This is a genomic window from Candidatus Eremiobacteraceae bacterium, assembly GCA_035710745.1.
Classification (GTDB): domain Bacteria; phylum Vulcanimicrobiota; class Vulcanimicrobiia; order Eremiobacterales; family Eremiobacteraceae; genus JANWLL01.
In genome coordinates this window covers 47,511-65,527 of sequence record DASTCX010000035.1, presented here as the reverse complement: position 1 = coordinate 65,527, position 18,017 = coordinate 47,511, and the positions used below count along the sequence as shown (strand labels likewise).

The window sequence follows — 18,017 nt, the reverse complement described above, 5'->3', positions numbered from 1 at the left end:
GGCTAGGGCGAGGGGGCGGAATTGAAGTGCCGTGGCTACGCAACGGCGCTCGCTCGCGCGAGTCCTAGGCCTTGCGGATCTGTCGATTCTCTCTTCCGCAAGCATGGCTCCGGCGTACTCGATCGCGGTGACGTTCGGTCTGATGGTCGCGGCCGCAGGCACGGGCGCTCCGATGGCGCTCGTCGCTTTGACGGTGCCGATCATCTTTATCGCCATCGCGTTTCACCGGCTTTGCGAGGAGCATCCAGACGCAGGTTCGACCTACGCGTGGTCGAGGCTCGCGTTCGGTCCGGGCATCGGCGCCTTCGGCGCGTGGATCGTCGTGCTTTCCTATTTCTTCGCAGCCGTCGCCGCGGTCGTGCCGGCAGGCATCTACACGCTCGATCTCGCGGCGCACTTCCATCTCGTGCCGAGCACGTGGTCGAGCAGCGCGCTCGTCGTGGCGATAACCGGCAGCGTCTGGGTCATCATCGCGAGCTTGCTGCTCATCGGCGGCATCCGCCCGACCGCTCGCGTCTCCGGACTCTTCCTTTTATTCGAGTGCGCGGTGCTGCTCGGCTTCGCGGCGCTCGCGTTCTTCCATCCGCCCGCGGCGGCGATCGCGCCCGCCTCGAACCTCCACATCCTCACGTTCGGATCCGGCGGTTTCGACGGCTTCCTCGCCGCGATGGTTCTCGCGGTTTGGGTGACGGACGGTTGGGAGGTCTCATCGTATTCGTCCGAAGAGAATCAGGGCGGCTCTCGCATTCCCGGTCTCGGCGGCCTCATCGGACTCGTCCTCACCGTCGTCCTCATCCTCGTTTGTATGATCGCCTTCATGAAGATCGCTCCGCTCGCAGGCCTAGCGTCGAACTCGGACGACAGCCTTGCGTACATCGCCGCACGGCTCGGCGGCGGCTGGTTCTCCACCGCGATGATCGCGACGGTCCTCGTCTCGACGGCGGCGACGCTGTGGACGACGCAGCTCGGCATCTCGCGCGGCATGTTCTCGATGGCGCGAGACCGGCTATTCCCCAGCTCGCTCACCGCGGTGCATCCGATCTTCGGCACGCCGTACGTCGCGATCGCCGTCGTCAATGCGGGCGTGTTCGTCATCACCATCCTCACCGGACTGCTGCCCTCGGCGAACGCCGCACTCAACGAGGTCGTCAACGCGACGGCGGTATTGCTGAACCTCACGTTCATCCTGACTGGCGCTTCGTGCGTGGTGCACTTCGTCCGAAAAGGGACTCCGCTCACCGACATGACGCGCGTCGTCCTGCCGGCGATCGGCACGCTCGCGATCGCCGCACTGCTCGACCTCAACTTCCGTCACCAATCCGGACTCGATCAGATCATCGCCGCCGTCACGATCGGGCTCGGCATCTTGTACGCTGCGGTCGTCGTCGCGTTGGGACGGACCAAGCTCACAGCCCCGGCGCCCGCAGCGGTGCCGGCCCCCGGCAAAGCAGAAGGCTGATCGCTCCCCTCCGGACAGAACTGCCGATACATTAGAGCAGAGGGAGTGCGCGATGACTTCCGCATTGGTCGTCTGCATGATGCTCGCGCTGGGGCCGATCTGGAACCCGGCCTCGATGACAATGATGTGGTATGCCGAGCGGAATTCGGCACACCTTAGCGCGACGGACGCGGCAAGCCCCGCTCCCCCCGCTTCGCCAGCCGGGATGCCGCTCTGGCTCGGCCTCGCCCTCGGTGAGTCGACGCTCAACGTTCGGGCGACACTCGGCAAGCCGCTCGAGATCGTGCCGACTTCGGCCGGCGATCTGTGGCGCTACGACTTCGACCGCCACAACGTCGGGCTCGAGCTGCTCTTCGATCAGGACCAGCTCGTCAACATCGCGGCTCGCATGAAGCCGGCGAAGCAATCGTCGCTCGCCGATCCGTTCGGCGGCGCGCTCGGCATGTCGGCGGCTGCGCTTCAGACCGCGCGCGGCGCTCCGATCGCCACCTACGATAGCGGCTCGAGCGTTGCGTACGGCGAGTCCGACGGCGTGAGATGGTTCTATACGATCGACAACGGTCAGGTGAGCGCGATCGAGGAGTCTAGGCCGTTGCCGCCGACTCCGCCTCCGGCGCAGGTGGTCGTGGACGCGGCGCACGACGGCACCAGCATTGCGAAGGCGCTCGTCGTCACCGCGAAGACCGATGCAGACGCCGTGAACGCTGAGTACGTGTACATCCGCGGACTCGAATGCGGCGTCTCGGGCACGTGGCAGGTCACCGGCCAAAGTCTCATCTCGCAGGGCAGCCGATACTACGATCAGCTCCACGCGACGTGCACGAACTCGAAGCTCTCACGCGACTTCTACTTCGACATCACGACGAGCTTCGGCCACTAACCGACTCGCGACAGGAACCGGGGAGCGGTCGAGATTCATCTCGACCGCCGCGGTCTATCGTCGTATGGCGAAAGTGACCGCCGAGCCAGAGGGCGCCTCGACCCGCTGAGATAAGTCCACCGTATGCGTGCAATCCGTGTGCTCTTATCGTTGTCGGTGGCCGCGGTCATCGGTGTGATCGGAAGCTCCACCGCGCGCGGTGCGTCAAACGCCCAAATGGCGAACCCGCAACTCATTTATGCCGCCAACGGCTTTCCGGCGACTGCATCCATAACGGAATATCGTTTCGATGCCGACGGCGACGTTTCGCCCGTGGCCACGATCAGCGGGCCCGATACGGGGTTGCTATTCGGTGTCGCCGGCTTGTCGGTCGATTCCAACGGCTACTTGTATGCGGCGACGAGCGCGGTCGGCGCGTCTCCAAATGCCATCGTCGTGTACGCGCCCGGTGCGAACGGCGACACGCCTCCAGCGCGCACGCTCACGGCGTCGTCATACGGCGGCGTATGGTCGGTAGCGACGGCGGTGGACAAGAACGGCGACTTGTGGGTGGCCAATCTCAATCTGACTGCGATCGAGGAGTTCGCGCCCGGCGCAAGCGGCGATGCGGCACCGATCCGCACGATCGAAGGCCCGGCGACCGGACTCGTCAAGCCTTCAGGCATCGCCATAAGCGATAGAGGCGACGTGTGGGTCGCCGATCTAGGCGCAGCGAAAGTGATGCGCTTCGGCCCGAGTCAGTCGGGCAATGTCGCGCCGAAACAGGTAATAGCCGGCCCGGTCACCGGGCTGAACGAACCAGTCGGTGTCTCGCTCGGTCCGGGAACGCTCTGGGTGTCCAACGTCAGCATTATCCCGGAAGGAACGGTTCGCGAATTCTCCTCAATAGCGAATGGCGATGTGGCGCCTATTCGGGTCATCAATCCGCTAGGCCAACAGCCATTTGCGCTCAACGGAGGGCCAGTTGACGTTGCCGGCGACGTGATATTTCCGTGTCTCACCGGCGGACAGTCGAGTGCGGTGCTCGTTTACCGGGATGACGTGGCGAGCACGCGCGGCTATTTGCCCCTTCGCGTCATCAATGGTCAGAACACCGGACTCGTCAGCACGGGTTGGATAGCGGTCCACTAGTGCTTTCCGCGAGGTAATTCCACCCGGAGGCGCGGCACGGCGAAGGGCAGAAACATACGCCTTAGTCCACCCGCACGCACCGCCATTCGGACGCAACCCGCGTCGTCCGGTGCGGTCGGCCGTCCAAGCAATCAGCCGGAGGAACCCCATGGCGCGCCCCATGACCATGACCGAGAAGATCCTCGCCGCCCACTCGGGCAAGGCGCAGGTCGCTCCGGGCGACATCATCTCGATCGAGCTCGACCTCGTCATGGCGAACGAGCTCTCGGCAGCTGTTGCGATCACCGAGTTCCGCAAGATCAAAGGCGCGACCAAGGTCTGGGACCGCGACAAGATCGCGCTCGTCCCAAGCCACTTCACGCCGAACAAGGACATCGCGACCGCCTCGCTCTCGAAGATGATGCGCGACTTCGCGACCGAGCAGAACATCACGCACTACTTCGAGGTAGGGCGCGGCGGCATCGAGCACGTCGTGCTCCCCGAGAGCGGCATGGTCGGCCCTGGCGAGACGATTATCGGCGGCGATAGCCACACGACGACGTACGGAGGACTCGGCGCGTTCGCGACCGGCGTCGGCTCGACCGACATCGCGGCTGCCTTCGCGACCGGCGAGATGTGGGTCCGCGTTCCCCCGAGCATCAAGCTCGTCTACGAGGGCAAACTCCGGCCTTACGTCTCCGCGAAAGACCTCATCCTTCGTACGCTCGGCATCGTCGGCGTCGACGGTGCCACGTACTGCGCGCTCGAGTTCACCGGCCCCGTCCTCCGCGAGCTGCCCATCAGCGGCCGATTCACGATGGCGAACATGTCGATCGAAGCCGGGGCGAAGAACGGCATCTTCGCAGTCGACGCAGTCGCCGAAGCGTACTGCGCCGCCGTCGGCAAGAAGAACTACACCGTCTACCACGCCGATCCGAAAGCGGAATATCAGAACTCGTTCACCATCGACTGCTCGGTCATCGAACCGCAAGTCGCGATCCCGTTCCTGCCGGAGAACACGCACAAGAACGCTTCGCAGCTGAGCGATATCAAAGTCGATCAAGCCGTCATCGGTACGTGCACGAACGGGCGCATCGAGGACATGCGTCAAGCCGCCGAGATTCTCAAAGGCCGCAAAGTCCATCCGAGCGTCCGCGCGATCGTCATACCCGGCAGCCAGAAGGTGTACAAGCAGTGCATCACCGAGGGACTGGCGGAAATCTTCATCGACGCAGGCTGCGTCCTCTCGACGCCGACCTGCGGGCCGTGCGTCGGCGGCCACATGGGCGTCCTTGCGGACGGCGAGCGGTGCATCTCGACGACGAACCGCAATTTCCGCGGCCGCATGGGCCACGTGAAGTCGGAAGTGTACCTCGCGGGTCCGTACGTCGCCGCTGCGTCGGCGATCGCGGGCCACATCTGCGGACCCGAGCAGCTCTTCGCGACGACGACGGCGTAAGGAAGCGATCATGATCCTCAAAGGCACTGCGCACAAGTACGGCAAGAACGTCGACACCGACGTCATCATTCCCGGCCGTTATTGCAACCTTATCGACCCGGTCGAGCTCGGCAAGCACGCGCTCGAAGATCTCGACGCCAACTTCGTCAAGAAGGCGAAGCCCGGCGACCTCATCGTCGCCGACACGAACTTCGGCTGCGGCTCGTCGCGCGAAGTCGCGGCGGTCGCGCTCAAAGGCGCCGGCGTCGCGGGCGTCGTCGCGAAATCGTTCGCGCGGATCTTCTATAGGAATTGCATCAACACGGGGCTTCCGATCTTCGAAAGCGTCGAAGCGGTCGATGCCATCGAAGACGGCGACCCGATCACGGTCGACGCGGCGAACGGCGTCATCCGCAACGAGCGCAGCGGCAAAGAGTACAAGTCGACGCAGCTGCCGCCGTTCATGCAGGACCTGATCAAGATGGGCGGACTGCTGCGCTACGTCGAAAAGCGGTTGGCGGAGAAGCAGTCGGCCTGATGGGAAAGACATACCGGATCGCGGTCATCCCCGGCGATGGCGTCGGGCCCGAGGTGACCGATGAAGGCCTCAAGGTCCTCGCGAAAGCGGCGGACCTTTTTGGTTTCAGCTACGAGACGAAGTCGTATCCGTTCGGCGCCGACCACTACCTCGCCACGCACGAGTTCATGCCCGAAGGTCAGCTCGACGAGTTCCGGACAATGGATGCGATACTGCTCGGCGCCATCGGGGACCCGCGTCTGCCGCCCGGTCTCGTCGAACGCGGCGTCATCGCCGCGACGCGTTTCGGTCTCGACCTCTACATCAACCTAAGGCCGATCAAACTCTACGCCGAGCATCTATGCCCTATCAAAGACAAGAAGCCCGAAGACGTCGACCTCGTCGTCGTCCGCGAGAACACCGAAGACCTCTACACCGGCATCGGCGGCCATTTCAAGAAGGGCACGCCAGACGAGGTCGTCATCGGCAACCAGATCTTCACGCGTAAAGGCTGCGAGCGCGCCGTCCGCTATGCATTCGAGTTAGCACGCAAGCGGGCCAAGCGCAAGAAGCTGACGCTCGTCGATAAAGCGAACGCCATCGAGATCCAGCAGCTCTGGCGCCGCACCGTCGAAGAGGTCGCCAAAGAGTACCCCGACGTCGCGTTCGAGTTCGCGTACATCGACGCCGCATGCATGTGGATGGTGAAGAACCCGGAATCGTTCGACGTCGTCGTGACGACGAATCTATTCGGCGACATCATCACAGATCTCGGCGCGATGGTGCAGGGCGGCATGGGCGTCGCGGCGTCGGGAAACATCCACCCAGGCCAGGTCTCGCTCTTCGAGCCGATCCACGGTTCGGCGCCGAAATACAAGGGCCGCAACGTCGTCAGTCCCGTCGCCGCGATTGGCGCGGTCGCGATGATGCTGGACTACCTCGGCGAAACGGCCGCTGGCGCCGCGATCGAATCGACGATCGCCTCGCTCTTGTCGAGCAAGCGCATCCCATCGCTCGACGCGAGCAGCGGGCTGTCGACGAACGACGTCGGCGACATGATCGCCGGCGCTTTGCGCGCGCCGTCCGTCGCCTAAAGGCATCATGACGCGGCGCTCCGCCTTGTCCGGCGCCAAATGGGAATCGCTCTACGGCTACGTACGCGCCGTGCGCGTCGGCGATACTATCGCGGTCGCGGGCACGACGTCGCCTGGGGCCGACGCATACGAGCAGGCGAAAGGCGCGCTCGCGATCATCGAAAACGCGCTCCAGGAGTTAGGCGCATCGCTGGGCGACGTCGTGCGAACGCGGATGTTCGTCGTCGATATGGCGAATGCAGACCTTGTCGGTCGCGCTCACGGCGAGGTTTTCGCAGACATCAAGCCGGCGTCGACGATGGTCGAGGTGAGCAAGCTCATCCGCGACGATCTGCTCGTCGAGATCGAAGCCGACGCGATCATCCGGAATCACTGATCAACTAGGCCGAACCAACGTCGGCTGTAGCGGTCGAGCTTCAGCTCGACCGGCGCGGTCTTGCGATCTAAGGCGGACCGGCGAAAACGTTCCCATCCGTCGGGTCGACGTACATGTTCTTTTCGTTGATGACCTTAGACGGCGAGTAACCGCGTCCGTCGCTTCGGATCTGGTCAGGTCGCACTTCGAAGACGATCACATCGCCTTGCGACGGAAGCCAGCGGGCGTAAAGGCGCTCGCGCGACGGAATGCGCTGCACGATACTCATCACTTTTTGCCGAAGCTTCGGAGAAAGATGTGTTCGATCGAAATCGTATTGCGTCGGGCCATAGAAATTGGGCCAAGGTGAGGGAGCTGGATTGAGCGGCAGCGGCGCACCCGGACCGCCCACCATCCCCTTAACTACCTTCATGGCGGATGTGCCGTGGACGACGGTGGGTTTGCTCTCGCTACAGGCGCCTGCCAAACTCGACGCTCCGACAAGCGCCATCACGATCGCCATGACGAACATCCTCACGCCGCCCTCCTCGTCTCAAATGCCGAGCTTCGCTCGGCCTACTACAATTATCGGCGGCGTTTGGCGCGGAAGCAAGTCGCGATGTGATCGTCGGCCATGCCGACGGCTTGCATGAACCCGTAGCAGATCGTCGAGCCGACGAACGTGAAGCCTGCTTCCTTTAGCGCTTTCGAGAGCGCATCTGATTCGGCTGTCGTCGAGGGATTGTCGACGTTGCGCTTTCCGCGACGCACGATCGGTTTGCCTCCGACGAACCGCCAGATCCACTTGCTGAAGCTGCCGTGTTCCTTCGCGATTTCGAGGAACGCTTTGGCGTTGCGAACGGCGCCGGCGATCTTGAGACGATTGCGGACGATGCCCGGATCCTTCAAGAGCTTGCGGATCCGCGCCGCGTCGAAACGTGCGACCTTGCGCGGATCGAAGCCGGCGAACGCGCGGCGATATCCGTCGCGTTTATGGAGGATCGTGCTCCAGCTCAGTCCGGCTTGAGCACCCTCGAGGATGATGAATTCGAACAAGACCCGGTCGTCATGGACCGGCGTGCCCCACTCCTTGTCGTGGTACTCGACCATATCCGGGTCGCCGACCGCCCACGAGCAGCGTGGCTTATCTGCTACCTGACGCATGCGACCGGGCATTGCGTGCGAGGGCAGTACGGCCCTTCCGACAAAGCATCGCCGTCCGAAACGTAAAGCGAAGGGCAAGGAATCAAAGTGGCAAGCAACGGGAGACCCGACATCGTCATCGTCGAAGGCGCGCGTACGCCGTTCGGCAATTTCGGCGGCGTGCTGAGAGACGTCAGCGCCATCGATCTTGGCGTCGTGGCCGCGAAGGGCGCGATGAAGCGCTCGAACGTCGATCCTGAGAAGATCGACACGATCGTCTTCGGTAACGTCATCCAGTCGAGTGCGGATGCGATCTACGGCGCCCGCCACGTCGGTCTCAAAGCCGGCTGTCGCATCGATACGCCGGCGCTCCTCGTCAATCGGCTGTGCGGCTCAGGTCTCCAGGCGATCGTCTCGGGTGCGCAATCGCTCCTCCTCGGCGAGGCGACGTACGTCTTGGCCGGCGGCATGGAGAACATGAGCCAGTCGCCGCACGTCATCCGCGGTGCGCGCTGGGGTCTTGGCCTCGGACAGGGCAAGCTCGAAGACGCCCTTTGGGAAGGCCTTACCGATTCGTACAACGGCATGGGCATGGCGATCACCGCGGAGAATCTCGCGAAGCGCTATGAGATCTCGCGCCAACAGGCGGATGAGTTCAGCCTCAAGTCACAGGCCGGCGCCGCTAAAGCGATCGAGAGCGGCTACTTCGCAGAAGAAATCGTGCCGGTCGAAGTTGCCGGCAAGAAGGGCCCGACCGTCGTCGACAAAGACGAAGGACCGCGTCCTGGCGTCACGATGGAGCAACTCGCGAGATTACCAGCGCGCTTCATCAAAGACGGCATCGTCACGCCGGGGAACGCGAGCGGCATCACGGACGGGGCGTCTGCAGTCGTGTTGACGACCGCGAAGCAGGCGGAGAAAGATGGGCTCAAACCGATCGGCAGGCTCGTGTCGTGGGGAGTCGTCGGCGTCGACCCGGACATCATGGGCATCGGTCCCGCGTTCGCGATCCCGCAAGCCGTCGAGCGCGCGGGAATGAAGCTCGATGACATGGACCTCGTCGAGATCAACGAGGCGTTCGCGCCGCAAGTGCTCGCGTGCGTCGACGAGCTCGGGCTCGACGACTCGAAGCTCAATCCGAACGGCGGAGCGATCGCGCTCGGCCATCCGCTCGGAGCGAGCGGGGCGCGCATAACGTACACGCTGCTCCACGAGCTGCGGCGGCGGAAGAAGAAATACGGCGTCGCGAGCGCATGCATCGGCGGCGGTCAAGGGATCGCCGGCGTCGTCGAAGCTCTCTAGAGCGTCAAGCGCGTGGCGACGTGCCCTTCCTGCGGCCGCGAGCAAGACCGGCCCTCCGCGTTTTGCACGAGTTGCGGCGCGGTGCTCGACCGGCCGGCAGCGGAATCGACGCCCGAGCATTCCGCGCATGCGGCATCGACGCTGCCACCTGAAGCGCGCCAGATATTCCCCGGTCCGCCGCCGCCCGTCGCACCCGACCACGGGGACGTCGGCGCGTACATCGTCCGCCGCACGCTCGCGCTGCTCGTCGACATCGTCTTCGTGGGAATGCTCATCGCGATGGCGGCGCGCGTATGGATCACGCGGGCCTCGAACGGCGAGCTTTCCCTCGGCGGCTTCCTTCAGCTGGCGCTCGTCGTCGCGATCGCGCTTTTCGCGTATCGCTGGCTCTTCAGCGGCATACTTGGATCGACGCCGGGCAAGCTGCTCTTCGGACTCGTCGTCGGACGCAACGGCGGGGGCCGGGCGGGGCTCGGGCGCACATTCGTACGCGAACTCATCCTGCCGCTCGACCTCGTCGTCATCGGTTTTCTGCTCGCCGCGCTGCTGCCGAGACGGCAGCGCGTCGGCGATCTGGTCGCCGGAACGGTCGTCGTCAATTCGAAGCTCGGTGCGATCGCTCCATTGCTCGGTATCGTGATGCTCGGCGGCGCCGGCTACGCGACCCTCGTATATGCAGGCGGCGTCGCGGCCGCGCAACGTCTGGCGACGGACGCCTCTCACTATGCGAATGGCCTGATCACGAGATCATCCCCGTTGCCATCGGCGACTTCCGCACCGACGCCGATCGAAACGATTCCACTCGTGACGCCCAGCCCGGAGCCGAGCACGACGTCGAACGCATCGCCGACGGTAAAGCCGCGTCCGACGCCGACGCCCAATCCCACTCCGTCGACGACGGTCTGACCGAGTCTGAAAGTCCCGGCCCGTTCATTTGCGGGTAATAAGGGGCGCTTGGGGGTATCATGCGGTTATGGAGATCGACTTCAACGCGCCCGTAGCGGCCGCGAGTCAGATCGAAATCGCCGCGGACGCGGCGACCATATGGGACGTCCTCGCGAACGTCGAGCGCTGGCCCGAGTGGAACCAGGATGTGAAGGCGGTCGCGCTCGACGGTCCCGTCGACGTCGGGAGCGTCTTCCGCTGGAAGACGAGCGCCGGCACGATCACGTCGACGTTCAAAACGCTTGTCCGACCGCGCGAAATCGGCTGGGTCGGGAGAACTCTCGGCATCACCGCTCGCCATGTATGGCGGCTCGAGCCCGCCGAAGGCCGGACGATCGTCCGCACGAGCGAATCGTTCAACGGTATCCTCGCCAAGGTGTTTCGCATCCCGTTCCAACGGATGCTCGAGCAGACGCTCGATCGGGGCGTCGTCAAATTGCGCACGGCCGTCGAAGCGCGCTATCGCCGGCCGCGAAGGTAAGCCTGGCTAGAGCGCGGCGGTCGAGATAAATCTCGACCGCTCCCTATCCTAAAAAGCGAGACCGCGGCGGTCGAGATAAATCTCGACCGCTCCCTATCCTAAAAAGCGAGACCGCGGCGGTCGAGCTGAAGCTCGACCGCTACATCCTCTGGGTCACTCGCCTTTGAACGCGGCTTGTCGCTTTTCGAGGAACGCGGCCGTGCCTTCTTTGGCATCCGCGCTCACCGCGACTTTGCCGAACTCCTCGGCCTCGAGCTCGAGCGCGCTGTGGAGATCGGTCTGCAATCCTTTGTGAATCGCGCGTTTCGTCGCGGCTATCGCGAGCGGCCCCTTTGAGGCGATGATCTTCGCCAACCGCTTTGCCTCGTCGAGCAGGGCGCCGGGCTCGACGACCTTCTCGACGAGATTGCACTGCTTGGCCTCATCGGCCGAAATCGGCTCGCCCGTAAGGAGCATATACGACGCCATGCCTTGGCCGACGAGTCTCGGTAGACGCTGCGAGCCGCCGAAGCCGGCGATGATCCCGAGATTGACCTCGGGCTGGCCGAGCTTCGCATTGCGCGAGGCGATGCGGAAGTCGCCCGCCATCGCGAGTTCGAGTCCGCCGCCGAGCGCGTAGCCGTTGATGGCCATGATCACGGGCAATCGCGAATGCTCGATCGCGTGGGTGACGCGATGACCGGATTTCGCCTTCGTCGTCGCCGCCGCGGCGTCGGGTAGGCGCGCGAGTTCGCTGATGTCGGCGCCGGCCGCGAACGCTTTTTCGCCGCTGCCCGTGATGACGACCGCGAGCACCGAACGGTCCGTCTCCAGTTCGTGCATCGCGCGCTCGACCTCGCCGAGCAACGCCTCGTTGAGCGCGTTGAGCGCTTTCGGACGGTTGAGCGTCACGACGGCGACGGGACCGTCGCGCTCGACCAAGATATTCTCGTACGGCATATCGCTCCTCGCGCTTAGGGCGTCACTTGTATTCGTAGAAGCCGCGGCCGGATTTGCGGCCGTAGTAGCCGGCGAGCACCATCCGCTTGAGCAGCGGCGGGGGCGCCATGAGCGGATCCTTGAATTCGTCGAACATGATCTCCGCGATGTAATATGTCGTGTCGAGCCCGACGAAGTCGAGCAGAGTCAGCGGGCCCATCGGGTGACCGCAACCGAGCTTCATGCCTTCATCGATGTCCTCGCGCGACGCGAGGCCGGCCTCGTACATGCGGATCGCGTAGAGCAGATACGGCACGAGCAGGCGGTTGACGATGAAGCCCGGAGTATCTTGTGCGAGGATCGGCGTCTTGCCGAGGCGTTTCGCGAAGGCGAACAGCGCGTCGATAGTCGGTTGATCCGTCACGATCGTCTTGACGATCTCGACGAGCTTCATGAGCGGCACGGGATTGAAGAAGTGAAGCCCGGCGACTTGCTTCGGGCGCTTCGTCGCCGCGGCCATCTCGACGACGCACAGGCTCGACGTGTTCGAGCAGATGATGGCATGCGGCGCGAGCAGCTTGTCGAGCGCGGCGAAGAGCTCTTTCTTCACCGCCATGTTCTCGACGATCGCTTCGATGACGAGATCGCGATCCTTGAGATCGGCGACGTCGGTCGTCGTCCGAATGCGGCCGAGTATCGCATCGCGAGCAGCCGCGTCCATCGCGCCTTTTTCGACGAACTTGTCGAGCGATTTGCGGATGCCCGCCATGCCACGGTCGAGCGCGGCACGATCGGCCTCGAGGACGACGACGTCGCACCCTGCGGTCGCGGCGACTTGCGCGATGCCCGATCCCATCAAACCGCATCCGCAGACGCCGACCTTCTGGATGTCCGCCACGACCGTCGCTCCTTTCGCTCTTGATCCGGTGCGCGAAGGGCGATGAGTTTGCGGGGCGCTCTTACGAGCCCTACCCGCCCTGCAGGTCAGCTGCCGGAGAAGTCTTCGGTCAGGTAGATGCCGTTAGGACCGACGGCGATCCCGATGCCGACGGAATCATAGATCGGCGAGACGATGTTGGCGCGGTGGCCGTCGTCGGGCGGCCGCTCCGCCATCATCTGCGAGTCGAGCTTTGAGATCGCGCTTGCGAGCGCAGCGCGGCTGGCGTCCGCCAGGCCGTACCACGCGACGTTTTCCGCGTAGAATCTGCTGTGGCCGCCTTGCGCGTGATAGCGGTCGAACGGTGTTCGGCCATCGGGGTCGACGTGGCGGAGGACGCCATCGCGGGCCATGTCGAGCGCGTGCGCTTGGGCAGCCGCCTGCGCGCGCGGATCGATGCCGAGGGGTCCGACGCCTTGCGCGTTGCGATGCTCGTCGAGCAACGCGATCAGTTGCGCGCGGATCGCATCGAGGTCGGGATCGGGCGGCGCCTCCGCATGCGACGGCGCCGGCGTCTGTGGCTGCCCGAACACGAGGGAGCCGTGGTCGTCGGTGAGTTTCAAGTTGAGGAACGCCGCGAGATCGCGCGCGTTCGCCATCGACATGCCGTTGATCTCGACGAGTGCGGGCGGATACGAGCGGCCGTTGACGGTCAGGTGCGATCCTTCGATGTCGTAGCCGATCTCGAGATCTCGGAGCAGCGGCTCGACCGCGACGTACGTGTGGCCCTTCTCGACGACCGTCGGAATCGAATCGGATCCGAGCGCGCGCGTTTCGAACGCGACGACGGATATGAGCAGCGCGATCGTCAACGCGACGATGCGCGAAAGGCGACCGGGTGATGCGAGCGAATTGCGTGCGAGCATGTCTACATCCTCAATCGGACGGCTGGCGCATCCGTCGCCGCCGCTCGATCCCGGTGTGTTTCCGATCACCAGGCGATGGGCGTACTGCGACCACGCCTCGGTCGGCCCCTTGCCCCAGCCGACGCGCGACGCGGTGGTGGCAGCGCTCGACGCCCAGACGGGCGACGGCTGCGCCGGCATACTCGACATAGAATCGCGCCTCGAGGCGGTGCGATCCGCGGTCGCCGAGGCGATCGGTACGACGGCGGATGAGATCGCCTTCATGCGCTCGACCTCGGACGGAGCGCTTGTCGTCGCGAACGGGCTCGACTGGCGCGATGGCGATGAGGTCATCCTGAGCGATAACGAATTCGGCGCAAACGCGTATCCGTGGCTCAACTTGCACGATGTCGGCGTGCGTCCCGTGCTCGTCCGCGCCCCCGGACAGCGGCTCACGGTCGAAACGCTCGAGCGTCTCGTCACGGATCGCACGCGCGTCGTGACCGTGTCCTACGTCGGCTTCTCGGACGGATATCGGCACGATCTTGCGGCGCTCGGCGCGTGGTGCAAAGCTAAAGGCATCATCTTCGCGGTCGACGCGATCCAAGGTTTCGGTCATCTGCCGCTCGACGTCGCGGCGTGCGACATCGACGTCTGTTATTTCGGCGTCGCGAAGTGGCTGCTGTCGCCGCAAGGACTTTCGGTCGTCTACGTCCGGCGTGAGCTCGCCGAGCGGCTACGGCCTGCATTGTGCTCTTGGCGTTCGGTCAAAGAGCCGATGCGTTTTTTGGACTATGCGCAGCCGTTGCTCCCCGGTGCGCGACGGTTCGACGGAGCGACTGTCAACTATCCCGCGGCGATCGGCTTTGGCGAAAGCTTGCGCCTCATAACCGATGCAGGTCTGCCGAACATAGAAGCGCACGTGCTTCGGCTCGGCGATCGCTTCATCGCAGGCGTATGGAGCCTCGGTCTGCCGATCGTCGGCGACGTCGAGCCCGCGGTTCGTTCCGGCATCGTCGTCGCCGGCCGGGGGCGCAACTCGGTCGAAGAGCTGCAACGCCGCGCGAGAGCAGCGAGCGTTCAAGTGACGATCCGCGACACCGGTGTTCGATTCGCACCCCACGGCTACAATACCGATGAGGACGTGGATCGCGTGCTGTCGATCCTGGACTAAAGGGGACCGCGCCCCTTCGACAACGGAGCCGAGCTTCGCTCGGCCTACTACACTCAAGATATAAGGCCGCCGCGGTCGAGATGAATCTCGACCGCTCCCTTGATCGAAAATCGAAAGTCGTGGCAGTTTAGAGGCGGATGCCGACTTCGAGCGCCGCGCCGCTCGGGTTGACGCCGCCGGCCGCAGGCAAGATGTGGTAGTCGAACTCGAGATCGACGCCGCTGCCGAGATCGAAGCCGGCAAAGACTTTGCCGCCGCCGCCCGTCGAGGACGTGTTCGAGCGGAACCTGTCATCCGCGTCCTCGTCGAACTGGACGCTCGTCGAATAGATGCCGAGACCCGCTCCGAAATATGCGGTACCACTCGAACGTAAAGCGACGCCGACGCCTGTCGAATGGATGCTGCCGGAGTTCTTCGAGCCGCCTAGGTAATCGAGATAGATCGACGTCGCGCTCGTGCTCGTCGACGCTGAATGCAGTAGGTAGTCGAGGCCGATGACGTACTGCGTGCTGCCGCCGAGATCGCGCGAATCTCCATTGGCTGGGAAGAGCGCGCCGAGCTTGAGTGAAAGATCGCTCGCGCTGGATGTCGCCGCTCGACCCTCGACGGGCGCCGCGATACACGTGACGAGAGCGAGGACGAACAAGACTGCCGGGATCCGTTTCATCGCAAATCCGCTCCTGCGAGACGTAGCGAGGTGCGATCCGATGGATCGCATGCTTGTCTTACCCTGCGGAGCGACGCGGCAAACGATGTTTTCCGGCGTTCAGATGTCGAGCGACGAATCCTCAGCGCCGCGGTGACAGGTGACGTTGGCGCCCGTCTTGTTGAAGTCGAGCGCGAACGATAGATGCGTCGTGCCCGCGCCCGCCTCAGAAGAGCGGACGAATGAGTAGACGACGTGCTGCGTTTGTCGCGGGCGCAGCGGCAATAGCCCGATCACGTCGACCCGCTCGCCGTCCTGCTCGACGACGATCGATTGGAGCAGATCGCTCGGCTGGCGGACTGTGCCGACGTTCTGGATGGTGACGCCTACAGTGTAATGATTTAGCCCGCTTGAATCGGTTGTCATGGATTGCACCGCGGTCGAGACGATGCTCGGGTTCGCGCACGCCGCTGCGGCGAGCAGGATTGATGTTATAAGTGCGATCATACGGATATCCTACCCGGATATGGGAGTCGCGAAGCGTTTAACATATAACCGCCGAGCTTCGCTCGGCCTACTACACAGTTCCCCGAGTTAGTGGCGGGCGTGGAGGAAGCGGATCGGTCGGCGGGCGGGCTTGCCGCGATTGAAACGCGGCTCTTCCGGTGTGTCGGCCTCGACGTCATCGCGCCGGACGACGCTGATGCTGCCGTCGACTTCGAGGACGGCCAGCGCGACCTCCGCCGGCGATTCGACGCCGTGCTCGCGCAACGCCGCGAGAAGCTCGTCTTGCGTGATGAGCTCCGTGTGCAGATTCTGCGTGATGATCTGGCCGTTGCTGATGAGGAGCGTCGCCCTACCGGCGAGCTGTTTCTGGACGCGGGGGATGCGGAAAGCGACATACACGATGAATGCATTGACGATGAAAAGGGTCACTGCGGCCTCGATCCCGCCGACGACCGACGTATCCGGCCCGGTCATCGCGTTTTGGACCGCGTTGCTCAGCAGAAGAAGAAGGACGAGATCGAACGCCGTCATCTGACCTATCTCGCGCTTGCCGGCGAGCCGCACGCCGACGAGGACCGAGAAATAGACGAGCGCCGTTCGCAGCGGGATCTCCCACCACGGCTCCGTGAGGTTCCACATCGGTCGGCCTAGTACCCCGAGTCGCTCACCGAACACGGCGCCATGATGGCGTCGGCCATGCCGTGGATCAGACGCTTGTCAGCGGGGACGATGGTCGCGAGCACTCCGCTCAGCGGCGCGTCGTCGCCCGCGACGAAATAATACGGGCATAGGCGAACTCGGCCGTCGAGCGTCTTGATCGTACCGCTCGCCTCGTCGAGATAGCTCGATTGGACGCGTCTGCCTTTGTGAAAGCGCTGCAGGATCTGCGGCGACTTCTCATACGTCGCGAGTCCGCCGTCGATCACCGCCATCCATTCGTCGCGCGTCAGATCGTTCGCGACATAGACGCCGCGGCTGCCCCAGGCCAATTCCGAAAATCCGGACGGCTTGACGACGAACTGGCGCTCGGACTTCGAGAGGCCGTACAAATCTCGCCACGCCCGGATCGGCCGGCCATCCGCGGTGAGGCCGTAGATGACCGCCTGGGGCGGCAGCGGATGCGGGTCGAGAACCCACGTCTGTGGGATGATCGCGCGCAAACGAAAGAACGAGTCGCCGCCGAGCTCGTCCGACCAGAGCGTCTCGAGCATCGGGTTGTGGAAGAGCGCGAACCAGAGCTTCTCCTCGAGGAAGGACTTTGGCGTCGGCGTCAGCGCGACGCGCTTGTGGCGCGCGGCATAGAGCATGAGCTCTTGCTTCGGGATGTTGAGCAAGTCGAAGAGCTCGAAGAAGCGGTAGAGGACGTCGACGGTGTGCCGCCCGGACGGCGTGTCGACGACGAGCGCCTCTTCGGTGAACACGAGTTCGTCGGGTCGCACGGTCACGGCGTTCGCGAGCCCTGCGTCGCGCAGCGCTCCCGCGAGCCAATCCATCTCGCCGCGATAGTCGTCGGATTCGCGCGAGACGACGACCGCGATGACCGGCTTTTCCTTACCGCCCGACGCGGCCGTCGCCATCGCCGCGAAGCCGCGCAGGATGCCGTCGAACTCGCCGACTTGATCGAAGCCGAGCTCGCAGTACGTCTGGCCCATCGCGCCGACAAAACCCATGCCGCCGGGCACCGAGTCGAGTTCGGACGCGATCATCCCGCCTTCGGTGAGGATTATGTCTGGCCGGATGACGCCGGGCACGTCTTGCTTGAAGCGGTTCTGACGCTGGAGACGGATGATGTTGTCGGGCTTACCAAGCTCGAGGTAGTCGCGGATGAAGTCGGGCGCCTGACCTTTGACGCTTTGCGCGTACAACTTATTCGCGGCTCGGTAGAACCTGAGCAGATCGCCGCCGAGACGTTCGAATGCGGCGACGGTTGCAGGCGAAAGCGGGAAGGGTTCGGGGGAGATGCGCCACGCGACTTTGCCGGGATCCGTTACATCGGGTCCGGCGACGCTGCGGAACAAGTGGGGCGGGAGATGATCGGCGACGTAACGTGCACGATCGGCGGGCGAGAGCTGGGTACGCGCGTTGGCGCTGCAGGGCATTTCGGTCAACAAGCTCCTGTGAACGGCGAGCGTCGACAAGGCGGCAACGCCGGCGGGATCTTCGCTTGGCTCAAGTAGCGGAAAAGATGCCGGATCATTCGGGCCCGTCATTGGAACGGGGTACGAGCGTATCCTGCACCCGCGGCCCGGACGGCGGAATCCCGCGC

Annotated in this window: 20 protein-coding genes; 11 read left to right on the top strand and 9 right to left on the bottom strand. The window is 64.1% G+C overall.

Features of this window, described 5'->3' with window-relative positions; all coding sequences use genetic code 11:
- Nucleotides 1-31: 31 nt before the first annotated feature.
- From VFO25_12665 to VFO25_12635, 7 genes are all read left to right on the top strand, one after another.
- Nucleotides 32-1,459 (top strand): APC family permease, encoded by a 1,428-nt coding sequence (locus VFO25_12665; protein ID HET9343758.1) that lies wholly within the window; start codon nucleotides 32-34, stop codon nucleotides 1,457-1,459.
- A 52-nt stretch (nucleotides 1,460-1,511) separates the two neighbouring features.
- Entirely contained in the window at nucleotides 1,512-2,339 is an 828-nt protein-coding gene (locus tag VFO25_12660; GenBank protein HET9343757.1) for a hypothetical protein, read from the top strand.
- 123 nt (nucleotides 2,340-2,462) lie between these two features.
- Entirely contained in the window at nucleotides 2,463-3,470 is a 1,008-nt protein-coding gene (locus tag VFO25_12655; GenBank protein ID HET9343756.1) for a hypothetical protein, read from the top strand.
- A 148-nt stretch (nucleotides 3,471-3,618) separates the two neighbouring features.
- Entirely contained in the window at nucleotides 3,619-4,908 is a 1,290-nt protein-coding gene (leuC, locus tag VFO25_12650; protein HET9343755.1) for a 3-isopropylmalate dehydratase large subunit, read from the top strand.
- 10 nt (nucleotides 4,909-4,918) lie between these two features.
- A complete protein-coding gene (locus tag VFO25_12645) occupies nucleotides 4,919-5,425 on the top strand; it encodes a 3-isopropylmalate dehydratase small subunit (GenBank protein ID HET9343754.1) in 507 nt (168 codons plus the stop codon).
- Entirely contained in the window at nucleotides 5,425-6,498 is a 1,074-nt protein-coding gene (locus VFO25_12640; GenBank protein ID HET9343753.1) for a 3-isopropylmalate dehydrogenase, read from the top strand. The genes VFO25_12645 and VFO25_12640 overlap by 1 nt, the downstream gene beginning before the upstream one ends.
- 7 nt (nucleotides 6,499-6,505) lie before the next feature.
- A complete protein-coding gene (locus VFO25_12635; protein ID HET9343752.1) occupies nucleotides 6,506-6,874 on the top strand; it encodes a RidA family protein in 369 nt (122 codons plus the stop codon).
- Between the two features lie 67 nt (nucleotides 6,875-6,941).
- On the opposite strand, the gene VFO25_12630 is transcribed toward VFO25_12635, so the two are convergent.
- Nucleotides 6,942-7,391 carry a hypothetical protein gene (locus VFO25_12630; protein HET9343751.1) on the bottom strand — a complete coding sequence of 150 codons (450 nt, stop codon included), beginning with the start codon at nucleotides 7,389-7,391 and terminating at the stop codon, nucleotides 6,942-6,944.
- A 47-nt stretch (nucleotides 7,392-7,438) separates the two neighbouring features.
- Nucleotides 7,439-8,017, bottom strand: a complete 579-nt coding sequence (locus VFO25_12625; GenBank protein ID HET9343750.1) for a DNA-3-methyladenine glycosylase I — start codon at nucleotides 8,015-8,017, stop codon at nucleotides 7,439-7,441.
- An 87-nt stretch (nucleotides 8,018-8,104) separates the two neighbouring features.
- Between VFO25_12625 and VFO25_12620 the strand changes: the two genes are divergently transcribed.
- The 3 genes from VFO25_12620 to VFO25_12610 all read left to right on the top strand — a co-directional run bounded on the left by VFO25_12620 (nucleotide 8,105) and on the right by VFO25_12610 (nucleotide 10,724).
- Nucleotides 8,105-9,298 (top strand): acetyl-CoA C-acetyltransferase, encoded by a 1,194-nt coding sequence (locus VFO25_12620; GenBank protein HET9343749.1) that lies wholly within the window; start codon nucleotides 8,105-8,107, stop codon nucleotides 9,296-9,298.
- Nucleotides 9,299-9,379: 81 nt separating this feature from the next.
- Nucleotides 9,380-10,204, top strand: a complete 825-nt coding sequence (locus tag VFO25_12615; protein HET9343748.1) for an RDD family protein — start codon at nucleotides 9,380-9,382, stop codon at nucleotides 10,202-10,204.
- A 67-nt stretch (nucleotides 10,205-10,271) separates the two neighbouring features.
- Entirely contained in the window at nucleotides 10,272-10,724 is a 453-nt protein-coding gene (locus tag VFO25_12610) for an SRPBCC family protein (GenBank protein HET9343747.1), read from the top strand.
- Between the two features lie 153 nt (nucleotides 10,725-10,877).
- Here the strand turns inward: VFO25_12610 and VFO25_12605 are convergent, their stop codons facing one another.
- The 3 genes from VFO25_12605 to VFO25_12595 all read right to left on the bottom strand — a co-directional run bounded on the left by VFO25_12605 (nucleotide 10,878) and on the right by VFO25_12595 (nucleotide 13,445).
- Nucleotides 10,878-11,663 (bottom strand): enoyl-CoA hydratase-related protein, encoded by a 786-nt coding sequence (locus VFO25_12605; GenBank protein HET9343746.1) that lies wholly within the window; start codon nucleotides 11,661-11,663, stop codon nucleotides 10,878-10,880.
- A 22-nt stretch (nucleotides 11,664-11,685) separates the two neighbouring features.
- On the bottom strand, nucleotides 11,686-12,540 hold the full coding sequence (locus VFO25_12600) for a 3-hydroxybutyryl-CoA dehydrogenase (GenBank protein ID HET9343745.1): 855 nt from the start codon (nucleotides 12,538-12,540) through the stop codon (nucleotides 11,686-11,688).
- 86 nt (nucleotides 12,541-12,626) lie between these two features.
- Nucleotides 12,627-13,445, bottom strand: coding sequence for a CAP domain-containing protein (locus VFO25_12595; GenBank protein ID HET9343744.1), 819 nt, complete (start codon nucleotides 13,443-13,445; stop codon nucleotides 12,627-12,629).
- Here VFO25_12595 and VFO25_12590 point away from each other — a divergent pair.
- Nucleotides 13,444-14,598 carry an aminotransferase class V-fold PLP-dependent enzyme gene (locus VFO25_12590; GenBank protein ID HET9343743.1) on the top strand — a complete coding sequence of 385 codons (1,155 nt, stop codon included), beginning with the start codon at nucleotides 13,444-13,446 and terminating at the stop codon, nucleotides 14,596-14,598. The two genes, VFO25_12595 and VFO25_12590, sit on opposite strands and share 2 nt — an antisense overlap.
- Nucleotides 14,599-14,725: 127 nt before the next feature.
- Here VFO25_12590 and VFO25_12585 read toward each other — a convergent pair whose 3' ends face one another.
- The 4 genes from VFO25_12585 to VFO25_12570 form a co-directional block, all read right to left on the bottom strand.
- Nucleotides 14,726-15,265 (bottom strand): hypothetical protein, encoded by a 540-nt coding sequence (locus tag VFO25_12585; GenBank protein HET9343742.1) that lies wholly within the window; start codon nucleotides 15,263-15,265, stop codon nucleotides 14,726-14,728.
- A 99-nt stretch (nucleotides 15,266-15,364) separates the two neighbouring features.
- Nucleotides 15,365-15,751: a hypothetical protein gene (locus tag VFO25_12580; protein HET9343741.1), complete on the bottom strand. Its 387-nt coding sequence runs from the start codon at nucleotides 15,749-15,751 to the stop codon at nucleotides 15,365-15,367.
- An 87-nt stretch (nucleotides 15,752-15,838) separates the two neighbouring features.
- A complete protein-coding gene (locus VFO25_12575) occupies nucleotides 15,839-16,390 on the bottom strand; it encodes a YetF domain-containing protein (protein HET9343740.1) in 552 nt (183 codons plus the stop codon).
- 8 nt (nucleotides 16,391-16,398) lie between these two features.
- Nucleotides 16,399-17,850 (bottom strand): hypothetical protein, encoded by a 1,452-nt coding sequence (locus VFO25_12570; GenBank protein ID HET9343739.1) that lies wholly within the window; start codon nucleotides 17,848-17,850, stop codon nucleotides 16,399-16,401.
- Between the last annotated feature and the right edge of the window lie 167 nt (nucleotides 17,851-18,017).